20 protein-coding genes, 1 tRNA gene and 1 pseudogene are annotated in these 26,994 nt (G+C 35.4%); 4 read left to right on the top strand and 18 right to left on the bottom strand.

The features are described 5' to 3' along the window. The 5 genes from CC92_RS0117735 to CC92_RS0117705 all read right to left on the bottom strand — a co-directional run bounded on the left by CC92_RS0117735 (window position 1) and on the right by CC92_RS0117705 (window position 7,945). The gene (locus CC92_RS0117735) at window positions 1-3,117 is read right to left on the bottom strand and encodes an AAA family ATPase (RefSeq protein ID WP_029501312.1); all 3,117 of its coding nucleotides are present in this window, start codon (window positions 3,115-3,117) and stop codon (window positions 1-3) included. 90 nt (window positions 3,118-3,207) lie between these two features. Next, window positions 3,208-4,341: an exonuclease SbcCD subunit D gene (locus CC92_RS0117730; protein WP_029501313.1), complete on the bottom strand. Its 1,134-nt coding sequence runs from the start codon at window positions 4,339-4,341 to the stop codon at window positions 3,208-3,210. 183 nt (window positions 4,342-4,524) lie between these two features. After that, on the bottom strand, window positions 4,525-5,451 hold the full coding sequence (locus CC92_RS0117725) for a phosphotransferase (RefSeq protein ID WP_029501314.1): 927 nt from the start codon (window positions 5,449-5,451) through the stop codon (window positions 4,525-4,527). 794 nt (window positions 5,452-6,245) lie between these two features. Then, the gene (locus tag CC92_RS0117710) at window positions 6,246-6,869 is read right to left on the bottom strand and encodes a response regulator transcription factor (protein ID WP_029501316.1); all 624 of its coding nucleotides are present in this window, start codon (window positions 6,867-6,869) and stop codon (window positions 6,246-6,248) included. Further along, the gene (locus tag CC92_RS0117705) at window positions 6,866-7,945 is read right to left on the bottom strand and encodes a sensor histidine kinase (RefSeq protein WP_081841985.1); all 1,080 of its coding nucleotides are present in this window, start codon (window positions 7,943-7,945) and stop codon (window positions 6,866-6,868) included. The genes CC92_RS0117710 and CC92_RS0117705 overlap by 4 nt, the downstream gene beginning before the upstream one ends. Before the next feature lie 367 nt (window positions 7,946-8,312). Between CC92_RS0117705 and CC92_RS0117700 the strand changes: the two genes are divergently transcribed. Then, a complete protein-coding gene (locus CC92_RS0117700; RefSeq protein WP_029501318.1) occupies window positions 8,313-8,807 on the top strand; it encodes an AAA family ATPase in 495 nt (164 codons plus the stop codon). Window positions 8,808-8,941: 134 nt separating this feature from the next. Here the strand turns inward: CC92_RS0117700 and CC92_RS0117695 are convergent. From CC92_RS0117695 to CC92_RS0117665, 8 genes and pseudogenes are all read right to left on the bottom strand, one after another. Then, window positions 8,942-9,011 (bottom strand) — tRNA-Met (locus CC92_RS0117695). Between the two features lie 64 nt (window positions 9,012-9,075). After that, window positions 9,076-10,254, bottom strand: a complete 1,179-nt coding sequence (locus tag CC92_RS0117690) for a pyridoxal phosphate-dependent aminotransferase (RefSeq protein WP_029501319.1) — start codon at window positions 10,252-10,254, stop codon at window positions 9,076-9,078. Between the two features lie 90 nt (window positions 10,255-10,344). Further along, a pseudogene (locus CC92_RS23530) lies at window positions 10,345-10,449 on the bottom strand (FAD-linked oxidase C-terminal domain-containing protein); the annotation flags it as partial. 21 nt (window positions 10,450-10,470) lie between these two features. After that, on the bottom strand, window positions 10,471-11,298 hold the full coding sequence (locus tag CC92_RS0117685; protein ID WP_029501320.1) for a MetQ/NlpA family ABC transporter substrate-binding protein: 828 nt from the start codon (window positions 11,296-11,298) through the stop codon (window positions 10,471-10,473). A 192-nt stretch (window positions 11,299-11,490) separates the two neighbouring features. Then, window positions 11,491-12,450, bottom strand: a complete 960-nt coding sequence (locus CC92_RS0117680) for an L-lactate dehydrogenase (RefSeq protein ID WP_029501321.1) — start codon at window positions 12,448-12,450, stop codon at window positions 11,491-11,493. Between the two features lie 12 nt (window positions 12,451-12,462). Next, on the bottom strand, window positions 12,463-13,143 hold the full coding sequence (locus CC92_RS0117675) for a methionine ABC transporter permease (protein WP_029501322.1): 681 nt from the start codon (window positions 13,141-13,143) through the stop codon (window positions 12,463-12,465). Then, window positions 13,127-14,170 (bottom strand): methionine ABC transporter ATP-binding protein, encoded by a 1,044-nt coding sequence (locus CC92_RS0117670; RefSeq protein ID WP_029501323.1) that lies wholly within the window; start codon window positions 14,168-14,170, stop codon window positions 13,127-13,129. Before CC92_RS0117670 ends, CC92_RS0117675 begins: the two co-directional genes overlap by 17 nt. Window positions 14,171-14,779: 609 nt before the next feature. Beyond that, window positions 14,780-15,685, bottom strand: coding sequence for a LysR family transcriptional regulator (locus CC92_RS0117665; RefSeq protein WP_029501324.1), 906 nt, complete (start codon window positions 15,683-15,685; stop codon window positions 14,780-14,782). Window positions 15,686-16,290: 605 nt separating this feature from the next. On the opposite strand from CC92_RS0117665, the gene CC92_RS0117660 reads away from it, so the two are divergent. The 3 genes from CC92_RS0117660 to CC92_RS0117650 all read left to right on the top strand — a co-directional run bounded on the left by CC92_RS0117660 (window position 16,291) and on the right by CC92_RS0117650 (window position 19,603). Next, entirely contained in the window at window positions 16,291-17,223 is a 933-nt protein-coding gene (locus tag CC92_RS0117660; protein WP_029501325.1) for an ABC transporter ATP-binding protein, read from the top strand. A 90-nt stretch (window positions 17,224-17,313) separates the two neighbouring features. Then, the gene (locus tag CC92_RS0117655) at window positions 17,314-18,456 is read left to right on the top strand and encodes an ABC transporter permease (protein ID WP_029501326.1); all 1,143 of its coding nucleotides are present in this window, start codon (window positions 17,314-17,316) and stop codon (window positions 18,454-18,456) included. Further along, window positions 18,443-19,603, top strand: coding sequence for an ABC transporter permease (locus CC92_RS0117650; RefSeq protein ID WP_029501327.1), 1,161 nt, complete (start codon window positions 18,443-18,445; stop codon window positions 19,601-19,603). The genes CC92_RS0117655 and CC92_RS0117650 overlap by 14 nt, the downstream gene beginning before the upstream one ends. 247 nt (window positions 19,604-19,850) lie before the next feature. Here the strand turns inward: CC92_RS0117650 and CC92_RS0117645 are convergent, their stop codons facing one another. From CC92_RS0117645 to xylA, 5 genes are all read right to left on the bottom strand, one after another. Beyond that, window positions 19,851-20,711 carry a DMT family transporter gene (locus CC92_RS0117645; protein ID WP_029501328.1) on the bottom strand — a complete coding sequence of 287 codons (861 nt, stop codon included), beginning with the start codon at window positions 20,709-20,711 and terminating at the stop codon, window positions 19,851-19,853. A gap of 239 nt (window positions 20,712-20,950) precedes the next feature. After that, window positions 20,951-22,468 carry an ATP-binding protein gene (locus CC92_RS0117640; protein WP_029501329.1) on the bottom strand — a complete coding sequence of 506 codons (1,518 nt, stop codon included), beginning with the start codon at window positions 22,466-22,468 and terminating at the stop codon, window positions 20,951-20,953. Window positions 22,469-22,476: 8 nt separating this feature from the next. Beyond that, window positions 22,477-24,336, bottom strand: coding sequence for a DUF2201 family putative metallopeptidase (locus tag CC92_RS21900; RefSeq protein WP_051650559.1), 1,860 nt, complete (start codon window positions 24,334-24,336; stop codon window positions 22,477-22,479). Window positions 24,337-24,379: 43 nt separating this feature from the next. After that, on the bottom strand, window positions 24,380-25,273 hold the full coding sequence (locus tag CC92_RS0117625) for a leucine-rich repeat domain-containing protein (RefSeq protein ID WP_029501330.1): 894 nt from the start codon (window positions 25,271-25,273) through the stop codon (window positions 24,380-24,382). A gap of 383 nt (window positions 25,274-25,656) precedes the next feature. Next, window positions 25,657-26,973: a xylose isomerase gene (gene xylA, locus CC92_RS0117620; RefSeq protein WP_029501331.1), complete on the bottom strand. Its 1,317-nt coding sequence runs from the start codon at window positions 26,971-26,973 to the stop codon at window positions 25,657-25,659. Window positions 26,974-26,994: the final 21 nt, after the last annotated feature.

Here is a 26,994-nt window from a genome sequence, read left to right as displayed (position 1 = left end):
CTACTTAATATAGCTTCCTTCCATTGTTTTATGAATCAGTATCTTCTTATCAATTCTCTCTTTTAGTTCTGTTACGTGCGAGATGATACCCACCAAACGGTTACCAGAAGTTAAGGAAATTAAAGTTTCAATCGCTTGTTCTAGAGATTCAGAATCCAAGGAGCCAAATCCTTCATCAATAAACATCGAATCAAGTTCAATACCACCCGCAAAACTTTGAATTACATCAGATAGCCCAAGAGCAAGTGCCAACGCTGCTTTAAAGGACTCTCCTCCAGAAAGAGACTTTACGGACCTCTTCTTTCCAGTATAATGATCCATAACAAAGATTTCTAGCCCACCTTGACTTCTTAAATTCACACTATCTACACGGTGCAAGGTATACTGGCTAAATGTCATCTTACGAAGACGCTTATTTGCTTCTTCAATGACAGAGTCAAAATAGAAAGCTTGTACATACTGTTCAAACGCTATTTTAACTTTTCCTGCTAGCTCACCGTTTGCTGTTTTTGATAGTTCATTGATACTAAGATATTTTCTCTGTATCTCTCCCTTAGCTTCCAGTTGCTTTTTGGCATCTTGATAAATCTGTTCGTTATTACGAACTCTTCGATTCACTTCTTCTTTCTGCCGTTCACATTCGGACTTCTGAGAGATAATCATGTTACGATTTTCATGAAGAGTTGGTAAATCCACGGAATCAATATCCTTGATTTCTATAACCAACTTTTCAATCATTAATTGTTGTTCTGATACCTGTTTCTCGTAATCTTCTATATTTTTTTGTGTCTGCTCGATTTTATCTTCTGGCCAAAGGCAGGATAGATAACTTTCTTCAGATCCAGAGAAATTTTCTATTAACTTGTTTTGGTAAGCCTTTTCTTCTTCCTCTAACGAAGTCTTTCGTTTCGCTTCTTTTATTTCGTTTTCCTCAATAACAGCCTTTAATGCTGACCACAGGGAACGTAGTTCTCGGAATTCTCTCTCTAGTCGTTCCAGATAACTACGAATTTGTTTACTCTCTTCAAGAAGTGAGTTATGCTTGTTTTCACATTCCTCCTTCGTAGCATACTTTCTTCGCGCAAGAATCTGTTCTTTACTTCCTTCCATCTGACCAAGAACAGTTGCAATTGCTATCTTATCTTTATTAAGTGACTGAATTCTCTGTGCTATCTCTTCTAGTGAATCCGTGATTTCTGTCACACGTTTATTACAGCAGTCTCTTCTTTCTTGATTTTTCTTAAGCACTTTATATTCCTCATTTTTTTGAAGGAATACTTCCTCACTACGAGCTAGCTCTTCTGTAATACGATCTTTAATTTTTTCTGATGCAATCGATTCTTCAAAGATTTCTTCACATACCAAACTTAAATTGTCCCACATCATGGAAATCTTTGTTTTTTGATTACTTACAGAAAGGCTCTGCTGGTTAAGAGCTGCTGTTTCACGCTCAAATTTTGCCTTTGCTTGATTTAACATGGCTTCGGTAGGTGCTTCTTTACTACATTCTGCTTTCTTTGGATGATTCGTCGAGCCACAAACAGGACAAGGTTCTTCTTCCTTTAAATTCATCGCAAGCAAACCTGCCTGCTCACGAAAATATGCTAATTCTAAGACTTGGTACTCTTTATTCGCAGTTTGATACGAGTTCTCTTTCTTAAAATATTCCTTTTGTAAGGCTTCAAGATTACCAGACTCTACTTCAATTCGATTCATTTCTTCGAAAAGACTCTTAAGCTTTGTGATTCTTACCTTTAACTCTTTCCCAAGTTGAATACATTCAGAAATCTCTTGATCGATAGGAAGATATCCTTGTAGCTCTTTGGTAAGTTCACTAATCTCGGTCTTTAGAATCTTACTCTTTTCAGTTAGACCATTCTCATTCACAACAATTTCTTCTTGCTTCTTAAGATTACTTTGAATCTTTATCTCTAGCTGCCTTAGATTCTCATACTGAACAAGTTCTTCCTTACACTGATTAATAGCAACTGCTAGTTCTTCTAGATATGCTTTGTCTTTCTCATGTTCTTGATATTCTTCCTGCTTTTTCTTTACATCTACCTCAAGAATGGCAAAGCGTTTTTTCTGCTCTAATATCTCTTTTGATAAATTTTCTATTTCTGTTTTGCTTCTATGATAAACATCTGCAACAGGTTTTACTTGATATAAAGCTTTCTTTGCATTTTGTAACTCTATCTGCTTTGACTTTATCTCGTCCGACTGTTTGCTTAATTGCTCTAAGATTAGCCTTCTTTGCTCTAATTCCTGTTTCTTCTTCTCTTGTTCTTCTACTAAAGTAATCTTTGTAGTCAGCTCAACGAGGCTCTTTTCTAACTTCTTATTCTCTTCTTCCAGTGTTTCATATGTCGCTTTATCTTCTTCTAATCCTAGCTTTAATAGCTCTAATAAAGCATCTATTTTATGAATATCTGGTTTACGCTTCCACTCTTCTAACACTTCATTTTCCTTCGGAAGAATAATTCCTGAAAGATACTGTACCATACTTCGCTCTAGCTGATCACATTCTCCCTTTAACTCAGAAGCCATGGATTTTAACTTTTTTTGCATTGCTTCATAATGGCCTGTTTGGAATACTTTACGAAAGATAACTCCTCGTTCCTCACTGCTTGCAGTAAGAAGTTTCATAAACTCGCCTTGTGCAATCATAGCAATCTGCTTAAACTGTTTATAATCAACGGTCAAAATCTCTATAATCTCATTCGTTACCGGTTGGTATCCTGCGATTACGGTACCATCCCATTTGGTAAGTGTTGCATTTGGCTTTTCTTCCGTAAATCCATCTCCACGCTTTTTGGCTCTTTGGTATAATGGATTTCTCTCTACCTCATATTGTCTACCTTTATGTGAAAATACAAGCTTTACATAGGTTCTATCATCGCTTGTTGCATAATCACTACGCATCGAATCAGTGGTTCGATTTTCTCCACTCGCACTGCCATATAACGCAAATGCAATTGCATCAAAAATTGTTGTTTTACCAGCTCCAGTATCACCGCTAATTAAAAATATCCCTGACTCCCCGATTTTATCGAATGGTACTGTAACTTCACCTTTAAATGGTCCAAAACCACTAATTACTAGCTTAAGCGGTTTCATAAGTTCCCCCTCCTTTCCTAAACTCTACTCTTACGTTTAGCACTTCTTATTTACATGATATCTATGCTCAAACACACATTGTCATAATAATTACTCCTGCTCCATAAGTAGTTTTTTCATAATCTCATGTTGCTCATCGGACATAGGAACATTATTCTGGTTCTTAAAAAACTCTTCAAATAGCCACAAGGGGTCTTTTCTTATGATATCTTCAGCCGCTAGTTTCGCTGTTTCATTTGGCTTCGTCTTACTGTTATCAAAATCAATGCGCATTACATTTGGGTAAATGCTTCGAATCCGTCCGATAGCATCATAGATTTCCTCTTCATCCGTTAAAGTAGCATGAATATAGTCCATCGTATTTCCATTTTTATAATTCTTAGGATTCAATAACTCATCAATTGGTCCTTTTAACTGACGCATATCTCTTAAAGGAATTAATGGGATATACTCCTGTATAATCTCCTCCTTGTTATTAATCGTTACCATCGTTACGGACTTTTTCTGATTTGTCTCAGAAAAAGAGTATTTTAGTGGGGAACCCGCATATCGAACCGTATCTCTACCAATTCGCTGTGGACCATGAAGATGTCCCAGTGCGACATAATCAAAATCATCGAAAACACTGACATCTACATTATCAAGCCCACCAACTGATATATTTTCAGAATCACAACATTCTGGCGAAATATCTCCAGCAGTCACAAATTGATGCGCCACTAGAATATTTCTTTCTGCTTTATTTACATTCGCTGCTGACAGAATCGCTTTCACTGCATCATGATAGGATTCAACTCCCTCGTGATACACCGAAGCAATGGCAGGTTTAACAAAGGGTAACAGATAAATATTTACCGGACCCTGTCCATCTTTTAATGTAAATCTTGCTATCTCCCCCTGATAAGTTCCTGCTATATAAACATCATTATTTCTTAATATCCGACTTGCGAAATTAAGTCGATCCGCAGAATCATGATTTCCACTAATCATAAACACTGGAATCTTTCGCTCATGTAAGCCCGATAAAAAATCATCCAATAGATTAACGCCATCAATCGTCGGCAGATTCTTATCGTACACATCACCAGCAATCAAGATTGCATCTGGTTTTTCTTTATCTGCAAGCTCTAAAATCTTTTGTAAGATATATATCTGGTCTTCTATCATGGAAAACTCATTTACTCTTTTTCCAATATGCAGGTCTGATAAATGCATAAATTTCATACCGACACCTCCTCTTAGTTTCTATTGTATCATAACATAAAGAAACAGAAAATGATAAGAACAAATATTCTGGAAAGGGACAAGCATGGAACAAGGATGAATAAAGGCACCAGGTAGGGCTCACTCTCTATCTACTTGATAGAAGGAAGTTTCTACATAGTGCCTTTTATTTCTTTCCAATATTTACTCCATTTTTGCTACTATGGGTTCTATAATCGTAGTCGTCCATCGGTCTAATGAATTTTGAGATTTTTCATCTCCAACAAAGTTTTCATGGTGGTACGCAATATATAAAACTATAGAAAAAGCAAAATATACATCTACATAAAATTCATTCAGAGAATACTCACTAACGTGGCGATAACCGTCTAACAAAGACGATGTTAGTGTTTTATCATTTAAGCTACAGCTCATCTCTGCTAAATCCATTTCTGGAAGAGCATAACCAGATAAAGAAAAATCAATCGGTATAATCTCATTCCCATTGTTTATAAGATTTGATTTGCTTAAATCCGCATGAACTAGAATAAAATTCTTCTTTTCTTTACGGATTAGTTTAGAAAAACCTAGTAGAAAATTCCGAATACATTCATAATGTTTTTCTTCTATATGTTGAAGCTCAAAGGCTTTTTTTATTTCATTTAGTACTCGACCAATCATATCTTCATCATAGCTATATCGATGAAAATATGGCAACCTAGACATCAGATTATGAAGACTGCCAATTAACTTACCAATATTATGAACAATTTCACTGGTTATTGTTGCATTCCTCAAATCTTCACCATCAAACCAGGAAAGTGCTGTAACATAATGTCCTGAACGAAGTTTCGTGACATACTCACCTAATTTATTTGTTATCGGTTGCTGAACTCTAATATTAGTATCAGAGAGCATCTTCATTAAAAGCTCGATTTCACTATGAATAAAAACTTCTCTTGGTGTTTCACCGCACTGAAAGGAAAAATTCAAGCCTGCCGCTGCTTTATGTATTCTTAATAAAAACTTATTATTACCATCTATCACTTGATAGGTCATATTTTCATTATGTCTTATAAACGTGTATTTCGGATTGAGAAAATTATAGTATAGTAAAGCTTCGTCAATCATATGTGATAGCTCCTTTAAGAGAATACAAAATTGTAATATTCGGTTATCTAAACTGCTCCTTTTTATGTAAAAGACTATAATATTATCGAAAACATAAGTACTCATGAAAGGCTACACCTATAATCTATTTGTCACTTAATTTATGATCGATTTTCTCTAGTAGATTTATGATTTTGCTAAATCCTAACAACACTACACCAATTACTATGGAGTAAGCCCACCATATAAATGCTACTTTCATATAAAATTCATTATTCGATCTGTATTCAGCTCCTTGATACCCCATAACAAAACCAGCAATGATACCTCCCACAATTATGATAACTGCGATCACATTTAATACAGTGACTATATTGCTAGCCTCATATTCTACAGTATGCTTATTATTTGTATCATGCTTACAAATCTCTTCATATTCATCATCAGTAACATCAAGTGCAATTAATTTATAATGTTTCTTTTCCTTATTATCATATCTTGGAAATTCATCGTTATATCCAGCTTCGTCTGTATATATCCTTGTAGTAAGCCCTAAGCTTTTAAGATGAGCACTTCTTTTTTCCCTTTTCTCCTCTTCTATCTCTTTTTTTTCTTTTGGTTAAATAAGATTCTACCTGCTCATTCATATAAATCTCCATTCTGCCAAAGCACCTTAGATATAGGCGTTTGGACTAATTATAGTGGGATAAAACTTTATTTTTCTCACTATTTCCTATTACTAGTTTTTCCCGTTACATCACCTAATTTATAATGGACATAAAATAAGATCACTACGTGTTTTTTGTCTTTTAATCTTACTGCATCTGCTTATAATAAAAAATAGCTGCCTGTGTCCGATCTCTAACATCAAGCTTTAGTAATAAATTACTAAGATAATTTCTAACCGTACCTTCACTTAAGAACATAGCATCCGCAATTTCTTTATTGCTAAGACCTTCTGCGACCATTCTAAGTAGTTCATATTCCTTCTTCGTCAGTTGGTACTCCTCATAAGGAAATTCTTTTTTCTTTTGCATTAAGTCCGGTAATTTCGTAACGACATCAGAGCCGAAGACGCTTTGACCGATGGAAACTGCCTTTAGCGCAGGAAGGATGCTATCATAGTCTTGTTTTAGCAGATAGCCTTTGGCACCAATCTTTAATGCTTTTACTATGTACTCATCATCAGAAAATGTTGTTAAAAATAATATCTTAGCATTTTTATGCTTCGCTAAAATCTGTTCTGCCGCCTCTATTCCGCTCATTGTCGCCATACGAATATCCATTAAAAGTACATCTGGAGTATACATCTCATATAGTTTGATAGCTTCACTACCATCGTTTCCGATGGCATCCACTTTAATCTCAGAATCCATTTCTAAGATAACCTTTAATGACGAACATACCAAACGGTCATCATCCACAATTACAATTCTCAACTTTCTCCCTCCTGTTTTCTTGGTATCATAACAAATATCCGAAATCCCTTTTCTGAAGTAATCGTAATATTTCCACCTAATGCATTCACTCTGTCCTGCATGTTCGTTAATCCTATGCCTTCTCCTTGTGTCTTTTTTTCTCCAGTTCCATTGTCCTTTATGAGTAACTGATACATCCCTGGATGTTCTCGTAACACCACTTCCACTATCGTGGCATTGCTATGTCTTATAATGTTAGAAAATGCTTCTTTTAATATCGATACGAAACAATACTTAATATTTCGATTTACCACATCTCCCATATCATAATCTAACTCTACCTTACAAAAAGATACCTCGTTTACCAACTGTTCGACGCTGGTTTTTAAATCAAACGCACCATCATGCAAATCATGAACACTGAGTCTTATGGAATTCATAGCTTGCGATAACGTATCTTTTAAACCACACAGTAATTCATCACTTTCTTTATTCTTATTTACAGCAATGGCTGCACCAACCATAAGGATAGAGCGAGATAACAAATGACCGACGTTATCATGAATTTCTCTGGCAATTCGGTTTCTCTCTTTTAATGTAGCTAAATAGATCTCGGTATCCTGCTGTCTTATAAGTTCCTGATTTCTTGCTTCTAACTCCATCTTCGATTCTTTGGTAGTGTCTTGTATCTTAATAAGCTGCGACTTTAAACAATTTAGTTCCATCGTTCGTATCGCAAATATAACGGAGATAATGTGTAACATGATAAAAAATAAGCACGTAAAAACCGAATCAAATTGCGAAAGTTGATATCCTGCAGTAAATACGACTGCAATACCTAATACCATCTTATGAAACCAAACAGAATCATACAAAAGTAGTGGTAGAAAAGCAAAAAATTGCGGCATGAATAAGCATAAAAGAAAATAGCAGATATAACTTACATAAAAAAATAGATTTTTTTCGATAACAAAGTTAAATTCACTGATAGCCATGGCAAGCAGTAGGGCTATCACTGCATACTTTATGTTAGTATTTAAATCTAGAAAAAAGCTGCAACATAGTAATATAAGTAGCCGATCATAGATGGAATTCAAACAAGTTTTCTCCTTTCAGGAAACATTAATCTTTTCGTTTGTAGATTTCTATTTTTGTTGTTTTCCTTTGTCGTACTTTGGTTTCCATTACTATTAGTTTACCATAACCATATACTCTTGTTAAACATATTTCTTAATTTTTCCACCAAACAATTTATTCCTGTTAACGGACGTATCATCTGTTGTATTAAAAATTGTTGTGGTTTGAGCTTTTTATGAATCTAAGTTTCAGAACAACTTGACAAGCTTGGCGTTTGAATTTAGAGTATAAGAAAAGAATGTTAGTTTTTGGTAAAATTCTAACGAGAGATTATTTATATCTTTTAAGATTTATTGTTCAATACACATTTTAAGTGGAGGTATGAGGATGTCTAAGCAAAAATTAATCATTATAAGTGGTTCTCCCTGTGTCGGCAAAACTACAGTTGCAACCAGCTTGTTTGAATCCTATGAAAACAGTGCATATTGTGACGGCGACTGGATGTGGTGTGTCAATCCATTTTCTCTCAGTGATAAAAGACTACGAAACGGTGACAAAAATATGTCCTATGTTTTATCTAACTACTTAAACTCAAGGTTCGATTATGTTATTTTTTCTTCTGTCGTGGTGATGTACGAATCAATCCGAGAGCCTATATTGAGGGATATTATAGCAAAAGATTACATAACAATTGGATTTACATTGACTTGCTCTGAAAAGACTTTAATAGAACGACACAAAAAACGCGGTGATGACAATGAGATATCCTTTGAATGGTTAAAGTTAGAACCCTATCCCAACGATTATGTGATCAACACTGACGATAAAACAGTAAGTCAAATTGTTAGTGAAATAAAAGATATAATCGAAGAATGCTCCTAAAATCAATCAAAACAATAGTTGCGCTAACTGTTTGTAATCACACCGAACTAAGAATACGATAGAAAAAAGGTCGCTTGCACTATAAGCAAGCGACAAATCATTCTCTTATCTAATTCTGATTCATTATTTTAGCACGGTACCGCCTGGATTCGAACCAGGATTAAAAGTTTATGAAACCCCTGCCTTCCGATTGGCCACGACACCTTATGATTATATCAAACAATACCTTAGTGTAACATTACCTCGACCACTATAATATCGTAGCATGTTAATAGTTTCTACTGCTATTACTAGCCTTCTTTCGTAAATTGGACAAACGATTTAAAGCTCCTATTAATGTCTCGTCCTTCTTTGCAAAGTGAAATCTTATGAGATGATGCACCTCTTCTTTAAAAAAGCTGGAACCTGGTACCGCACCTACACCGACTTCCCTAGCTAGCCATTCACAAAATTTCACATCATCTTTTACCTTAAACTCAGATACATCCACCAAAACATAATATGCTCCCTGTGGATCTGTAAAACTAAGTTTTAAATCCGCCAGTCCACCTACAAACAGCTCTTTTTTTTGGGTATAATGTTGTTGCAACTCTTTGTAATAATCCACTCCAAAATTTAGCCCTACAACCGCTGCTTCCATTAAAGGTGCGGCAGCCCCTACCGTTAAAAAGTCATGTACTTTTTTTACTCTTTCTATTACAAACGGACTTGCTATTACATATCCTAATCGCCATCCAGTAATTGAATATGTTTTAGAAAGCGAACTGCATATAATCGTTCTCTCCCTCATTCCAGGTAAGGTCGCCATATAACTATGTTTGTTTGGCTCATATACAATATGCTCGTATACTTCATCCGTAATAACATAAGTATCATATTTGATAGAAAGATCTGCGATAATTTTTAATTCTTCATAAGTAAACACTTTACCACAAGGGTTCGATGGATTACATAAAATCAATGCCTTTACACCTTTCTTAAAGGCTTCCTCCAACTCATTTGCATCAAACGAAAAAGCAGGTGGCTTTAGAGGAACATAGATTGGTTCGGCACCGGAAAGTATCGTATCAGCGCCATAATTTTCATAAAATGGAGAAAATATAATTACTTTATCCCCGGGATTTGTTACCGTCATCATTGCAGCCATCATTGCTTCCGTACTTCCGCAGGTAACAACAATCTCAGTGTCTGGATTAATCTCCATACCGGAAAACATCTCTTGTTTCTTAGCAAGAGCATACCTAAAATTCTCTGCTCCCCAGGTTAGCGCATACTGATGCGGACCTTCTCCTGCTAAGTTAGCAAGTCTATCTGTTATCTCTATTGGCGGATTAAAATCCGGGAAGCCTTGAGATAAATTTATGGCGTCGTATTGATTCGATACTCTAGTCATTCTACGGATAACGGAATCCGTAAAATTTGCAGTTCGTTCGCTTAATGGTTTCATATTAACCTCCATTTTTTCGGATTTCTGCGAATTTGGGTAACAACACAAATTCGTGTTTGAAAAATCTTTATTTTCACTCTATTCTCCTCGTTATGCTAAATATGATTTATGTCGATTTAAGATCTCCCTCTCATCAAATGCTCTTTTCATCTGTCGCATAAGTTCTATGTTCTCTTTCGCGGTTTCCTTCAGATAAAAAGTTCTTTTACTTAGATTTTACTCCTCCCATGCAGCTAAATAAGATCCCTTAAAGGTATCTGCATAAACTTCCTTTACTGCATCGGATTGATACGCTTTTACAACCTTCTTAAATACTTCATTTTCTAAATCTTCAGTTCTTGCAGCAATCAGGTTCACATAGTTTTTTCCTTCATAGATACTTACACTGTCTTGGAATAATGCATCTTTTCCTGGGTTTAAACCATTATCTAAAGCATAATTACAATTAATAACTGCAATCGTTACGTCTGGCAGTAAAGCATATACGTTTGCTGCATCTACTTCGACTAATTCAAGATTGAATGGATTTGCAGTAATATCCTTTACTTCTGGGCTATCACCTGCATCTGGGTTTAACTCTATAAGAGCTGCTGCTTCAAGAACCTTTAGTGCCCTTCCTTCGTTTGTTGCATCATTAGGAACTGCTACCTTATCCCCTTCTTTGATTTCACTTAATTTCGTTATCTTCTTGGAATAGATGTTCATAGCAGAAATAAAGGTATCACCGATGGAATCAATCTTATATCCATAGTTTTCTTTCTCTTTATTCAGATAAGCATAATGCTGGAACGCATTTAAATCCACCTCACCACCATCAAGAGCAGCATTTGGAGTATTATAATCAGTAAAGGTCACTAACTGAACCTCTATCCCTTCTTTTTTAAGTTCTTCAATGACTGGATCCCACATTTCATTCGATTCTCCGACTACACCAACTTTAACTACTGAGTTCTCTTTTTTTTCATCCTTTTTTGCACATCCTGCTACTGCAAAAGCCAAAGTGAATCCTAACGCCAATACACCTAATTTCTTTAATTTTCTCATAATATCCTCCGTTCCGGGTAACAGTACAATCATTGCTTAGATCATTGTCTCTTTGCTCCCTTTACTTTCCTTTTAATATTCATTATTGATAGACATTTTCTAATAAAATTTCTTCATCCATTCGGATAACATTCCCCGATCTCATCTTGGAAAGCAGGATCCTTGAATAGGTATTTCTTCTTAAACATATCTTTATAATAGTGTCAAAGCATACTCAAAATTTTCTTTCATTGTCCTACAAGAAGCATCAAATTTCTCCTTCTCCTCAAGTGTCAGATTAAGTTCAATAATTTCTTCTACTCCATGAATTCCAAGTACCGTAGGTACCGAAGCATATACCTCCTTTTGACCATACTCCCCTTTTAAAAGTGTAGATACCGGAAGTACCTTCTTCTCATCTGAGAAAATTGCTCTGGTAACCTCAGCCAGTGCTGCGCCAATTCCAAATTCCGTCGAGCCTTTCCCGTTTAAAATATGCCATCCGCCCAATCTGGCTTCTTCTGCAAGTTTTGTTAGATCAAGCCGCCCATATTTTTCAGGCTTTTCTTTGATTAGGTTAAGAATTGGTTTACCGGCAATCGAGACTGTTGACCACGCTACCATCTGGCTTTCTCCATGTTCGCCAAGCACATATCCGTAGATTGATTTTTGGTCAATACCAACAGCATCCGCAATTGCTCTCCTAAGTCTTGCAGAATCTAATACCGTACTTGTTGAGATAATCTTATCTGATGGGTAGTTAAGTAAGTGCTGCAAATAATGTGCAATGACATCAGCTGGATTTGAAATACTAACAATGATACCGTCAAAACCAGAATTTTTAATATGCCTAGCCACCTCTTTGACAATCATTGCTGTTTTTGTAAGGGTACTCATTCTTGTTTCACCCTTATTCTTATCCGGATTGGTTCCTACAGAAAGGACAAGAAGGTCTGCATCTGCTGCATCACTATAATCACCTGCTCTTACCTTAACTCTTTGTGGTAGATATACCGTTGCATCATAGATATCAAGTGCTTGCGCTCTTGCTTTCTCTTCATCAATATCAATAAAAATGATTTCTTCCACTAATCCTTGTTCTGCTAGTGCATACCCGGCATGAGAGCCTACATGCCCTGCTCCGATAATAATGACTTTTCTTGGCTTTATCATAACTTTCCTCTCCTAATGTGTACTCTTTCTTGATATTGCATTACCAACAATCTGGATAAGACTTACCAGTAACACCAAGACAATCACCGATGCATAGGTTACATCCGTTTGATTACGCTGATAACCAAAACGGATTGCAAAATCACCAAGCCCCCCTGCACCAATAGCACCAGCCATCGCTGTTAAACTGATTAAGTTAATCGCAGTTATCGTGGTTGCTCTCACTAATCCTGGAATACATTCCTTTATCAAAACTCTAAAAATGATTTCAATTGGACCACTTCCCATCGCCTGTGCAGCTTCTACCAGTCCTGCATTCATTTCTGCAAGAGCTGTTTCCACTTGTCTCGAGAAGAAGGGTGCTGTACCAAAAATCAATGGAACGATTGCCCCTTTCACTCCGATTGCTGTCCCTGATATTAGTCTTGTTAGAGGAATCAAACCAGCAAGTAAGATAATAAATGGAATGGAGCGAAAGAAATTCACCAACTTATCAAGAATCTGATAAACCACCAGATTCTGAAGTATTCCATCCTTTTTTGTTACAGTTAGGACAATTCCTAAGAATAATCCAATGATAAAGATTATGAGCCCTGCTTTGGAAAACATCTGTAAGGTTTCCAGAATGCTTTCATAAAAGTCAGGTAGCTTTGACATGACATTGGGTAAATATTCTTTAAGAAGCTCTTGCATCAAGTATCACCTCCACTCCAACATTTTTTTCTTGTAAATACTTTATTGCACCATCAATATCTTCTTTCCTACCACTTACGATAGAAACCAATCCTCCAATTGGATTTTCACCAATAAGCTCAATATTTCCAAAAATGATATTAATGTTCAATGCAAATTCTCTTGATAGCTGTGATACCAGAGCTTCTGAGGTGCTTCTCTCCAGGTACTTAAATCGCAAAATACACTCTCCTTCTTTCAGTTCTGTTATCTTTGCCCTCTCCTCTATGTAATGATAGATTTTTGAAAGATTTGAAGTACTGTCAACAAAATCCTTGGTTATCTTCTGCTGCGGGTTGGCAAATATTCCAAATACATCCCCTTCTTCTACTACTTCGCCATTTTCCATTACTGCAACCCTATCACAAATCTCTTTTACCACCTGCATCTCATGGGTGATAATAACGATTGTGATTCCAAGCTTTTGATTTACTTCCTTCAACAGTTTTAGTATTGAAACTGTAGTTTGTGGATCCAATGCACTAGTAGACTCATCACTCAGTAAAATATCAGGATCATTCGCCAGTGCTCTTGCAATTGCTACCCTTTGTTTTTGCCCCCCGGAAAGTTTTGACGGATATTCCTTGGCTTTTTCTTCAAGGCCTACTAGCTTTAGCAGCTCATTGACTTTCTCCTCGATTTGTTCTCTTGATAATCCTTGGTACTTTAGCGAATAAGCTACATTCTGGAATACTGTTCTGGACGCAAACAAATTAAAGTGCTGAAAAATCATTCCTATCTTTCTTCGCTGCTTTCTAAGTTCCTTACCTTTTAATGCGGTGAGTTCCACATCACCGATGAAAACTTTACCTTCTGTTGGTCTTTCTAATAAATTTATACACCTTACTAGGGTTGACTTTCCTGCCCCAGAAAAACCAATGATGCCATAAACCTTACCTTTCTCAATGGTCAGATTCACCTTCTTTACAGCATCCACAGTCCTATCACCGGAAGCAAACGTCTTACTAAGATTTTCAAATCGAATCATATACTACCTCATTTCTATGCTACTTTTCTGTGCCACCTTATTTTTCATAACTTTTCTAAAAAAACAGGGTGCATTAAACTCATGCACCCTGTTTCCCTTGTTCTTTTCTCAGATTAAAGTCACAATAATCTTACAAAAAACCGGATTTTGAGCGCACTGTATTAGGCATGCTATTACACATACATCCATTATTGCAGCACATCTTCATATTCATAGTATTGATTAAATTAACAGTACGCATTGTATTTCTCCTTTTCATTATTTTGTATCTCTAGCTTAGGTTACTTTAAAATTCATATTATTTATTGAGTAGCAGTTTTTTTCCTCTACTCTTCTATTCCAATTCTTTATAACTTGTTTTTTCAACCTTAATAACTCTTCTTTTTCATCTTTAATAACTCTTCTTTTTCATCCTTGATAATTCTTCTTTTTTCATCCTTAATCATACTTCTTTACTATTCTTAATCATTTACTTTAGGCAGATTTAAATAGAATAATCTTGTTTCTCCTATGTGATTCTTGCCTCGTGTATTTCTTATGTTTGTTATTATAACAGCCCAAAGAAGAATGTGTTAATACTCAAATCCAATAGTCTGTTATAGGTTAAACCTATAGCACCTTGTCTCGATAATTAATCAATTCCTGGATATATAATTCGCCATTGCTACTGATAATGGAACCTTTCCGTTTAATATATCCTATTCTCATTGTTTCACTCTCCAGCAGCGGCACCGCCTTATAGTCATCTCCATTTAGTTCCTCGCAAATAATTCCAGAACATAGGGTATATCCATGTAAGCCTATCATTAAATTTAATATCGTGGCTCTATCATTTGCTTTAATAATTCGTTTATAATCAAACGTACTCTTAACCTCTTCGGCAAGATAGAACGAATTGTTTTTTCCTTGATCAAATGCCAGACATGGATACTCTTCTAATTCTTTCATTGAAATCATCTTTTTGCTCGCTAATGGATGCCCTGACCATAAGTATACATAGGTATCACATTGAAATAACTCTATAAACTCTAAGCTATTCTCTCTCAGAACCTTTGTCATTACCTGCTCATTAAAATCATTGAGATAGAGAACTCCTAGCTCACTTTTAAAATTTTTAACATTTTCAATCACCTCAGAGGTCTTAGTTTCATGAACCGCAAATTCATACTGCTCCATTCCTACCTTCTTTACCATCTCTACAAAAGCTTTCACTGCAAAGGTATAGTGCTGCATGGATACACTGAATTTTTTCTTTGATTTTTTTTCGATGTACTTATCTTCCAATAACCGATACTGCTCTGATACTTGTTTTGCGTAAGAAAGAAACTCCTCTCCTTCTGGAGTTATTACAATTCCTCGATTCGAACGAAGAAAGATATCAAAACCTATTTCTAATTCCAGTTCCTTAATCGTTCCTGAAAGGCTAGGTTGAGAGATAAAAAGTTGCTTTGCTGCTTCATTCATAGAACCGCAATCTGCTATCATGATTACGTATCTTAACTGCTGTAGTGTCATGTTTCCTCCTAATAAGTTCTTACTATAATTATAATAGGTTACTAGTCAAAGCGGATATTCGCAATCCACTTCGCTACTTTCTCATAACCTCATAACTGTTCTCGCAGTTTGTTAGGTAGGACTTTAACCCCACCTGACACAAGCAAGTCCCCACCCCCCCTCTTAATACTCTCCACATTTGAAGAGGAAGACTTACTTGATTCGGTTAAATAATTGTCTCGTCCCGTTTTCTTTTTCCATTAAAATAACTTATTGTACTCCTTGTATCTAGTTTTTTCAACTGAGTTTCCATAATCAATTTCTTTCAATGTCTTTTTGTATGATCAATACCATTTTAATAAATGACTGTAAAGTTTGTACTTACAACTTTACTTTCTTTCTATCATATGCATATTGGAAAACAACAATTAAATTAAGCTAGCTTATCCATATGAAAAATGTGATAAATGTCATATGAATACTTGACATAAAACACTACCAAATCGCTTTCGGGATTTTTATAATTATATTATGAATTTAAATGCTAAATTCATGATCATGATCTACAAAAGCTTTCGGCTTGGCAGTTTTATTATATCAAAACTTAAAAATATGGAGGGTGTTCTATGATCGTTAAAGTTGAAAATCTCGTAAAAAGATATAAAGATCTCCTAGCTCTTGACCACTTGAACCTAAGTATAGAAAAAGGTGAAATCTTTGGATTATTAGGTCCAAATGGTTCTGGAAAATCAACCGCTATCGGGTGCATCTTAGCTTTACTTAACTTTGATAAAGGAAATATCGAGGTTTTTGGTAAGCCTATGAGACCAGATAGCTATGATCTGAAGCGTAAAATTGGAGTTGTACTTCAAAATGTGGCGGTTTTTAACGAATTAACTGTTTACGATAATATCGATTATTTCTGTGGTTTATATGTAAAGGATAAAGAGGAAAGAAAAAAGCTTGTTATGGAAGCCATTGAGTTTGTTGGATTAGAGGATTTTAAAAAATTTTATCCAAAGAAATTATCCGGCGGTTTGTTACGTCGATTAAATATAGCTTGCGGCATAGCCCATAAACCGGAGTTGATTATCTTGGATGAACCAACGGTAGCAGTTGATCCACAGAGTAGGAATCGTATATTAGAAGGAATTGTAGACTTAAATAAGAAGGGTGCAACCATAATTTACACTTCTCATTATATGGAGGAAGTGGAACAAATCTGCAGTCGTGTCGCTATTATCGATAAAGGAAAAACAATTGCGATAGGAACAAAAGAACAACTCAAAGCAATGATAAAGACTAGTGAGACCATCTGTATCGAAGTATTAGAGCTAGAAGAAAAACATCTTGAGAATATCAAAGAACTTCCTCATGTTTATAAAGTTGATTATGATAATCAGCGTCTCCTCATTAGCTGCACTGGAGGAAAGCATAACCTGATTCGAGTACTGAACTACCTTCAGTCAAAAGAAGTAGCCTTTGGTCGTGTCTATACAGAACTTCCGACCTTAAATGATGTTTTCCTTGAAATAACAGGGAAAGAACTTAGAGATTAGAGCAGCAGTGTTAAAAGTCAAAAGATTTTTCACACGGTAAACTTTAGCTGTCTCTCAAATTCACAGGGTGGCGGCAGATTGGAGATTATTATGTTTTTTCATCAGTATAAATATCGCTTTAAATACTTTTTAAAGACCCCTACCATTCTTTTCTGGGCATTTTTCTTTCCTCTCATTCTAGGCTCACTGTTTCGTGCGGCCTTTGGAGATGCCATGTTTAATCTTGGAGTGATGAATAGTATTCCGGTAGCTATCGTAATGGAGAAAGAATCTACAGAAAATCAAACTCTACAAACTACTATTTCCTCCATTACTTATAATGATAAGACCCCGATGTTTAAAATAACGAAGACAACTAGGGAAGAAGCAGATCAGATGCTTAGCGATGAAACTGTAAATGGAATTATAGCATTATCAGACTCGGTAGAACTCTATGTTTCAGACAGTGGCTTACAAACAAATATATTAAAACAATTTTTAGATCAATATACCCGAATGAGTAAAGCAATCGAAGATATTGCAAGAAACAATCCGGAGGATCTCCCGAAAGCTATCTTACTGCTGCAATCGGAAGCTCAAAATATTGTAAAAGTTTCACTGAATGGAAAGAACACCAATGGTTTTATCCAATATTTCTACTCCTTAATTGCAATGGCTTGTATGTTCGGAAGTTATTTGGGACTTAGCAATAGTATGGATATTCAGGGCAATCAAACTACGGTAGCTGCACGAAGATGCATTACACCGACCAATAAGTTAATCTTGATCCTTGCTGACTCCTCCGCTGCAATAACCATTCATTTTCTTGAACTCACCGTTGTATGGCTCTACCTGAGATTTGTTCTCGGCATACCGATTGGAGATCAACCGATTCTCTTTTTACTTACTGTATTCTTAGGTAGCGTAATAGGAATTGCTTATGGCCAATTTATTGGATCAATCAGCAAAGGTCATGAGGCACTTCGTATCTCTATTGTTACCGGCGTCAGCTTAATATTTAGTTTCCTAAGCGGCTTAATGATTGATAAAATTAAATACATCGTAGAAGCAAATGTTCCAATCTTAAACCGAATCAATCCTGCTGCATTGATAACAGATGCCTTCTATAGCCTCACTGTATTTAGTGATTATTCCAGATTTACTAGTGATATCATATCACTACTTGTCATAGCGGTAATCTTTATTTTCGTAAGCTTTTTGATACTCAGGAGGGAACGATATGATAGTATTTAGTACATTTTTTAAACTATTAGAGAAAAATAAATGGAGTATTGTCATTAATCTGGTTGTCTTTTTGGGTATTGCCTCTATTGCAGTGCGAAGTGGTTCTCCGGAAGATCAGATTAACTTTAAAGACATAAAACTAAAACTTGCAGTAATTGACCGTGACCATTCGGCCACCAGCATGGAACTGAAAAATTATATAGGTGAACTTCATCAATTAACAGAACTTGAAGATGACCCTGTGGTTTTTCAAGATGAACTCTACTTTAATAATGTGTATGAAATTCTTATTATTCCAGCTGGTTTTGAAGAAGGCTTACTTGCTGGAAAAGAAATTCCGTTAGAAACTTTAGAGGCACCAGATGCTGGGGTTACAACATTATCAAGTATACAAGTCGATCAAATCATGCGTTTTTTTAAAACTTATCTTGCTCTTGGGCTTAACCCATCGGAAGCGATGACAAAAACCAAAGAGATTATGCAGTCTAACGCATCTGTTAACATTCAACTAGATAATCATAGCTTAGAGGAAGCACCAAATTATAATTATTATTTTCAATACTTACCTTACCCTATGATAGCAATATTGGTATCCTGCATTAGTTTGATACTCATCATCTACAATGAAAAGGATTTAAAAAACAGAACTGTTTGTGCATCCTTCTCCTTAAAAAAGCGTAATTTTGAATTGTCTCTTGCTAATATCACGGTAGCAGTCATTATTTGGATTATACTTATGATCTTTCCGTTTATTATTTATGGAACTGACATGTTACGCTCCGGAGTATATGGATATTATCTGTTGAACAGTTTTTCCTTCCTTATCGTTAGTTTTAGTATCTCCTATCTCATAGGTATTTTTAGTAATTCCGAGGAAGCAATCTCAGTTTTTAGTACCTCTGTATCACTTGGACTCTGCTTTTTAGGGGGCGTATTTGTACCTCTTTCGGTTATGAGTAAACAAGTCCTTTACTTTTCAAAATTTTTACCTTCCTACTGGTATGTTATGACGAATGAGATAATAGGGAAGAATACAGAGCTTGTAGGTAGTGATTTAAAGGATGTTATTTATGGTATACTTATCCAACTATGTTTTGCTATTGCAATCTTTGGTATCTCGCTGGTAATTACAAAGAGAAAAACTCAAGCATTTTAAAATAAGAGTAACTGTATAGCGAAAAAATTACACTCTTCGTAAACTTGTCCTTATAAGAATAAAAAAGCGAGATGATTTCATATTGCCTAACAAGCATAATGCTAGCCCTTTATTATGAAATCGTTCTCGCTTTATATTTTCCCTTCATCTGAGCAATCCTCTGCGCATATCAATTTAGTATAACATCACAGACATAAATTACTGAGTAAAAAATTATATTCTTTTGCACTGCCTTCTTAATCACTACTTATGATTTATTTTTCTTACCATAAAAGAACATTCCAATTGCTGTAGCACATACAATAAAATATCCTAGTATACTAAATACATCTGGTATCTGCCCAAAAAAGAAAAAGCCTAAGATTGCTGAGAAGACTACCTGAGAATAATCAAAAACAGAAATCTCCTTCGCAGGTGCATAGGAATAAGCGGCAGTGATAGCAAACTGTCCTCCTGCTGCTGCAAGACCTGCCAATAATAACGTACCGATTTGCCACAATTCCATAGGTGCATATTGAAAAATTAAAAATGGTAAGGTAACCAGACAAGAAAAGGCAGAAAAGAAAAACACGATGAAGGAACCTTTTTCGCCTCGTTGTCCTAGAAAACGTACCGCTGTATAAGCAGCTCCAGCCCCAAACCCACCGAGCAACCCAATGAGGGAAGGGATTAATTCCATATTGGAAAACGTAGGTTTTATAATAAATAAACTTCCTACAAAAGCTATTACTACGGCAAGCCCTTGAACTAGATTAACTTTTTCTTTTAGAAACATCAAACTTAGTATTATTGCAAAAAAGGGTGACATCTTATTTAGCATGGATGCATCCGATAGTACCAAGTGATCTACTGCATAAAAATTGCATAACACTCCTATGGTGCCAAAAAATGAGCGTATGATCAGATATTTAAAATTTCCTGGTTGACATTTCAAACTTTCTTTATTCTTTTTAATAACAATATAGGCAAAGACCAGAGCCACGACATTTCGAAAAAAACTTTTTTGAATGGAAGGTAAATCTCCAGATAGTCTTACCATTGTATTCATAATTGCAAAGCAAAATGCAGAACATAGAATACACAGTATTCCTTTGTATCTTGTTTTCATAACTTTCCTCATTTCTGCGCTGCTTTTAAAACCCTGTTTTTAATTATGTCATTCAGTTTGTGTTAGCAGCCTAGACACAAACCAAAAATTCCCCGTCCTCCATCGAATAAAATTAGTCATCTCTGAAAGAAGAAGTACACTTTGTGAGCTTTTCCTATTCAAGATAAAAGAAGTATACAGATGCTATTTTTTGTCATTCTTTTGGTAAGCACCTGTACACCTTCTTCTTACCATAGATATTAAGATAACAGTTTTAACTCATCAATCTCTTTTAATAATTCTTGTTTGGTTTCAGAAAATAATAAGCTTTGATTATGCTTTACATAATGCTCGCTTCCATGTTCTCCAATAAAATGCATGCTATAAAAGTTACCTGTAAGCTCAGTTAAAAATACGACTAGTTCCTGACTTTCACCAAAGGTATCCTCAAGGAAAACAAAGGAATTCTCAAGAGAGCTTGAGGTTTCTATAATTTTATTTTGATAATCTTGTACCATCGCATCAAATTCCATCTTGATGTAGGAGAATGCACTGTCATTTTCTTTTAATCGATTCAAAAGTATTTGTTCTTTAAAATAATATAATTTTAAAATTATTTGATTCCATATCTTATTTTGCAAGCGATCGAGTAACCCAGCTGATTTCTTATCCTCGAATTCCTTCTCTTTTTGAGTAATCATATCAGCCATAATAACATCTGGCTCCATATAGGTATTCGTAAAATATTCCTTTACTTCCTTTAGGATAGTATGAAGTCTCTTTAGATATTCACCCGTCTGATAGGTTTCATAAAAATCACTAGAAAGTCGGTCAAGTAGTAACGAAAGTACACTTAATCTTTCATCAAAGCCAGCAGTGCGTAATTGCCTCTTTAAATGCTCCTCTGCTTTACCATCTAAGATATCCTGTACTTGATAATCCTTTTGGTACTTTAGGAACAATTCATAATAATTTGCAAAATCTTTTGCAATCTTTGGATGTTGAAGATATCCTCTTACCACTTCTTCTGTCACAGGTAAGTGAAGTTCTTCATAGGCATATAGGATTTGTGATAAATCCTCCCAACCTCTTGCTGTCACAAACTGTTTTCCATCTACTGACATCTCAATCACATAGAAATTATTTTTCTTAATCTCTAAATAAGATAAGATGGAGCCATGAAGTTTTTGTATATACGCATACTCTTTCCATACACCATAATCTTCTCTTAGTTCAATTCTCTTAACTCGATCCAGTGTAACAATATCAAATTCACGAACTGACCTGTTATACTCCGGTGGATTACCTGCTCCAACAACAATCCAACCTTCTGGAATGCTATGATTTCCAAACGTCTTATTCTGAAGGAACTGTAACATCGTTGGTGCCAACGTTTCTGACACACAATTAATCTCATCTAGGAATAAAATTCCTTCCTTAAGACCAGTATTTTTCATCTTCTCAAACACAGAAGCAATAATTTCACTCATCGTATATTCTGTGACTGAATACTCAATTCCTTGAAAGCTTCTTTTTTCAATTTTGGGTAGTCCAATCGCACTTTGTCTCGTATGGTGAGTAATGGTATAGGATACCAACCCAATTTCACATTCTCTTGCAATCTGTTCCATAATTGCTGTTTTACCAATTCCCGGAGGTCCCATAAGTAAGATGGGACGTTGATGCTTTACTGGAATTCTATATGCTCCGAACTCGTCTTTATTTAAATATGCTTGTATCGTATTCTTTATTTCAATTTTACATTCTTTTATATTCATTGTAGCTCCTATTCACCCATCTTTTCAATTTGTTCTTCTTCTAATACAACTTTCATCGCCCATGCAGGAACTCTGTCTTCTTCATATTGATTCCGAACAAATAGAAAGGCAGTCTCGTATTCTGGTTGCTTACTAGGAAAAGTGCCATATCCATCTGTAAAATATAGCAATCCTTTTAATCGTTTCAATTGCCCTATTTGCTGTAATTCCTTGATATATTCAAACACAGGCCTAAAATCTGTATTACCAAATCCCTTCACCTGAAAATGTTCCATGTAATGATTTAATTCCATAAGATTTGTAAGAATCTTATGTTCTTTAATTTCTTCATCGCACTGAATCACATGAATTCTAAATTTATCATGAAATGTCTCTGTGCTTTTTAAAATTCTTATTGTTTCTTTTAGAAAACGATAGATTAAACTACTTGCACATGAGCCAGAGGTATCAATTGCTATCACAATCTCCTCAACTCGTTTTTCATCCTTATATTCTAATGGCTCAAGGAAAGGAATATTCCCATAATGTTCTATGCCAAAGGTATAGAAACCATAGTCAAAAGAATCTTCATCTACTTGAAGACGCTCCTTATATACTGCAAATTTTCGAAGGAAGGTCTGATAATCGTAGATTTCACGATTCGCTGCACCTATTCCTTTCAATAAGCTTTCTGTAGCTTTTGGACTATTTGCTTGATAAGTCTCAAGATTAGTCTTTAGCTTTTCACTGATATCTTTCCAACGATTTTCCTGTGCTTTTCTATAATTATCATCCCGTATAGGAAGTTCTTCTACTGCTCTATCATCATAGGATTGATATTCTTCTCTTGCGTTGTCTACTTTGTTTCTATTCTGATTACTTCTATCTTGATTGTTTCTATTCTGATTACTTCTATCTTGATTGTTTCTACCCTGATTGATTTTATCTTTCTTTGATTTGTCTACTTCTGATTTTTCTTCTTTATTATTTTCTTGACCCCTATCCTTTGTCTCGTTATCTCCTTTATATCCTTGATCTTTGCTTCCTAGATCTTTATCTTGTTGCTCTTTATCTTTATTATTTAGCTCATTATCTTCTTGATCTTTATTTTCTTGCTCTTTATTTTCTTGATCTTTATTTTCTTGATCTTTATTTTCTTGCTCTTTATTTTCTTGCTCTTTATCTTCTTTATCTTTGTCTTCTTGCTCTTTTTCGTCTTGTCCCTCAGTTTGATTCTCTCTTAATTGTTCTTTGGAATTTTTACTGTTTGTTTGCTCATTCCTTTGGGAAGGATCAGTTTCCTCCTTTTGATTTGAGTCCTCACTATCTTTCCCTTTATTCGATGAGATTCCAAAATTCCAGAACTGATGGTCACATACTAAGTACTCAGCGCTATATTGAACAATCTCTCTCTCAGTAAACCAATTGATTTGGAGCAGATGATAAATCCCCTCCGCCGTAAATACCTTAAGTTCTTTGGATAAACGTTCATAGAGTTCTTCTCGACGGGATGAGACAAGTCGTTTCGTCGCCTTATTATCCAGCTCATCTATAATATATTCTACCGCAATATCACATGCTAAGTTCCATTTTTCTTCGTCGCGTTCCTCTCTCAGATACATATGACGAAAAATACTATGGAGTAACATGTGTAGATAAGAACGGTTTACATAGACACTGTCATACGTGTACTTTTCTATTAAAAATCTTGGATTATAATAGATTGTACTCCCATCCGTTCCCATATAAAAAGAGGACATCCGCAGCTCATAACTTAATTCACTGAGTGGAACATCTAAAAATCGCATTGACAGATACAACTCATTGGAACTATTTTTTAAGATTCGTTCCCCAAGCTGTCTCAGTTTCTGCCTAACTTCATGCTCCATCCTAACCTCCATTTCTTGTTGTAATAAAACTTTTAGTTTCGTTTTATAAATCAAATGTGATACTTTTTTTAAGATAATTTCGTTGTTTATAACTTAAAAAATAGCTTACAAGTTCTAATTTCTGCTGCCTTCTAGCATACTCCATTAATCTGTTAAGGTGCTCTAAGGATATGATGTTTTCCTTTAATAAACTAAGGATTTCATCCCTCAGCTCCTCTTCCACTAATAATTTCATTAATACTTCCCAATGTTCCAGGATAAAGTCTTTATAGTTTTCTTTCGCTGAATCTATCAATTGATATGGGTACATGATTCGATACAATGCGATGAAAAGGGTTGTTTCTAGCATATCAACAGCCATGCCGACATGAAAAATCGAATCATACTTTTTATAATCAATATCATTACCTGTCATACACTCACGGTAATGAACTCCTGAACCATAGGTTTCCTGGCGAATAATCCTTGCAGAGTTATTCTCCACGTAGTCATATAAAAACCTAGGAAAAATTATCTTTGCTGTTTTTCCTATTTCATAAGCATTGCGTCCATAGTGAAGTGTAACAGTAAGCTCTGCACTAAATTCAGACAAGATATTTCTTAATACCGATATCCTGCCATTTCTATGAAATAGTTCAATCGAGTTTAGTAGGTAACAGTTCTTAAACGCACCGTCACCAATGCTTCTTATTGCATCAGAAATAACCATGCTTTCTAAGCTCCTGCAATCATAGAAAGCGTGGTTTCCTATTGTAATGATACTATCTGGAAGAATTACCTTTTTTACACTTCTACAATTATGAAAGGCATAATCCGCAATTCCTGTGACAGGATATCCATCCACAACACTAGGGATTTCAATCTGGCTTGATGTTCCATTATATTTTTGAACGATCATCTCATTATTTTCTACTTTATATTCCATATCCTGTTTCATAATTACCCTTATTTCTACGCTGCTATTTGTTTTGTGAAAATTATTTAATTTCACTCTTATTCAATCAAAGCGCTGTGATTTACATCAATGAAACCTGTGCGCATAATATCTACAAAAAACTAATGCGATTTCTTACTTTTATCCTTACAAAACAAGCTTTTTATTCCATCTAGATACTGGGTTGGTACCAGTTCTATAAAACAGCTGTTCTGTTACTTACGATTATAAAGAAATAAGTCAGATATTTCAACTCTAACCTATGGAAAGATCTACATACTTTGAAAACTTAACTACTAAAAAAAGAGCAATCACACAATTCCTATGTGATCGCTCTTTATTATAATCTTATCTATGCAATAATTTTAGATTAATATTAACTCTTCTTATCGAAATAAAATATTATTTACGATAGACTCAAGAACTTCCTGACGACCACTCTGCATAACAGGCTCATTATGTGTTAAAACATACTGCTCTAATTCTTCAAGAGAAGTAGTTCCATCCACAATTGCTTTACCAATTCCTGTCTTATAGCTTGCATAACGATCTTCAACAAATTTCGCAATTCTACCATCTTCGATAATCTCAGCTGCCTTGATTAAGCCAAGAGCAAATGTATCCATACCTGCGATATAACCATATGCAATATCGTCAAATTCGAAGGAACCACGTCTTACCTTCGCATCAAAGTTAAGTCCGCCATTAGTGAATCCACCAGCCTTTAATACTTCAAGCATTGCAAGGGTTGCACTGTGAACATCTGTAGGGAACTGGTCGGTATCCCATCCAAGATTTGGATCGCCCTGATTTGCATCTACGGAACCAAATACACCATTCACTCTTGCTAAAGCGAGCTCATGCTCAAAGGTATGGCCAGCAAGTGTAGCATGGTTTGCTTCGATGTTCATCTTGAAATCTTTTTCTAAACCATACTTACGTAGGAAACCAAGTACGGTTGCTGTATCAAAATCATATTGATGTTTGGTTGGTTCCTTTGGCTTTGGCTCGATGTAGAAATCACCATCAAAACCATTTGCACGGCCATATTCTACAGCCATCTTCATAAGTCTAGCCATATTATCAAGTTCAAGCCCTAAATCTGTATTAAGAAGTGTTTCATAACCTTCACGACCACCCCAGAATACATAACCTTTACCACCTAATTTAATCGTAGCATCTAATGCATTCTTGATTTTAGCTGCAGCATATGCAAATACATCCGCGTTGCAGGAGGTAGAAGCACCATGCATAAATCTTGGGTGACCAAAGTTATTTGCAGTACCCCATAATAACTTAATACCAGTCTGATCCATCTTTTCTTTTATGTAATCTACGATTACAAAAAGATTTTTCTTGGATTCTTCAAAATTCTCACCTTCTGGAGCAATATCTGCATCATGGAAACAGAAGTATTCGATTCCTAATTTAGTCATTAATTCAAAACCAGCATCCACTTTTGCTTTCGCAAACTCCATTGGATCTGTAATATTTCCGTAGCTTCTATCCATAGTTGTTACACCAAATGGATCAGCTCCACCTGCACAAAGCGTATGCCACCAGGATAGTGCAAAACGGCAGTGCTCTTTCATTGTTTTACCCGCAACAATTCTCTCTGCGTCATAATATTTAAAAGCGAATGGGTTTGTTGAATTTGGTCCTTCGTATTTTACTTCTGGAACATTTGGAAAGTAATTTTTCATAGGATTACCCCTTTCTAAACT

The sequence above is a fragment of the Lachnoclostridium phytofermentans genome (genome assembly GCF_000733755.1).
Lineage (GTDB): Bacteria > Bacillota > Clostridia > Lachnospirales > Lachnospiraceae > Lachnoclostridium > Lachnoclostridium phytofermentans_A.
The sequence above is the reverse complement of the archived record's forward strand: the minus strand, read 5'-3'. Positions and strand labels throughout refer to the sequence as shown.

What these genes read in the sequence shown, in the direction of transcription:
- CC92_RS0117735 (WP_029501312.1), bottom strand. Translation starts at nt 3,117, where the DNA reads ATGAAACCGCTTAAGCTAGTAATTAGTGGTTTTGGACCATTTAAAGGT.
- CC92_RS0117730 (WP_029501313.1), bottom strand. Translation starts at nt 4,341, where the DNA reads ATGAAATTTATGCATTTATCAGACCTGCATATTGGAAAAAGAGTAAAT.
- CC92_RS0117725 (WP_029501314.1), bottom strand. Translation starts at nt 5,451, where the DNA reads ATGATTGACGAAGCTTTACTATACTATAATTTTCTCAATCCGAAATAC.
- CC92_RS0117700 (WP_029501318.1), top strand. Translation starts at nt 8,313, where the DNA reads ATGTCTAAGCAAAAATTAATCATTATAAGTGGTTCTCCCTGTGTCGGC.
- CC92_RS0117690 (WP_029501319.1), bottom strand. Translation starts at nt 10,254, where the DNA reads ATGAAACCATTAAGCGAACGAACTGCAAATTTTACGGATTCCGTTATC.
- CC92_RS0117685 (WP_029501320.1), bottom strand. Translation starts at nt 11,298, where the DNA reads ATGAGAAAATTAAAGAAATTAGGTGTATTGGCGTTAGGATTCACTTTG.
- CC92_RS0117680 (WP_029501321.1), bottom strand. Translation starts at nt 12,450, where the DNA reads ATGATAAAGCCAAGAAAAGTCATTATTATCGGAGCAGGGCATGTAGGC.
- CC92_RS0117675 (WP_029501322.1), bottom strand. Translation starts at nt 13,143, where the DNA reads ATGCAAGAGCTTCTTAAAGAATATTTACCCAATGTCATGTCAAAGCTA.
- CC92_RS0117670 (WP_029501323.1), bottom strand. Translation starts at nt 14,170, where the DNA reads ATGATTCGATTTGAAAATCTTAGTAAGACGTTTGCTTCCGGTGATAGG.
- CC92_RS0117665 (WP_029501324.1), bottom strand. Translation starts at nt 15,685, where the DNA reads ATGACACTACAGCAGTTAAGATACGTAATCATGATAGCAGATTGCGGT.
- CC92_RS0117660 (WP_029501325.1), top strand. Translation starts at nt 16,291, where the DNA reads ATGATCGTTAAAGTTGAAAATCTCGTAAAAAGATATAAAGATCTCCTA.
- CC92_RS0117655 (WP_029501326.1), top strand. Translation starts at nt 17,314, where the DNA reads ATGTTTTTTCATCAGTATAAATATCGCTTTAAATACTTTTTAAAGACC.
- CC92_RS0117650 (WP_029501327.1), top strand. Translation starts at nt 18,443, where the DNA reads ATGATAGTATTTAGTACATTTTTTAAACTATTAGAGAAAAATAAATGG.
- CC92_RS0117645 (WP_029501328.1), bottom strand. Translation starts at nt 20,711, where the DNA reads ATGAAAACAAGATACAAAGGAATACTGTGTATTCTATGTTCTGCATTT.
- CC92_RS0117640 (WP_029501329.1), bottom strand. Translation starts at nt 22,468, where the DNA reads ATGAATATAAAAGAATGTAAAATTGAAATAAAGAATACGATACAAGCA.
- CC92_RS21900 (WP_051650559.1), bottom strand. Translation starts at nt 24,336, where the DNA reads ATGGAGCATGAAGTTAGGCAGAAACTGAGACAGCTTGGGGAACGAATC.
- CC92_RS0117625 (WP_029501330.1), bottom strand. Translation starts at nt 25,273, where the DNA reads ATGAAACAGGATATGGAATATAAAGTAGAAAATAATGAGATGATCGTT.
- xylA (WP_029501331.1), bottom strand. Translation starts at nt 26,973, where the DNA reads ATGAAAAATTACTTTCCAAATGTTCCAGAAGTAAAATACGAAGGACCA.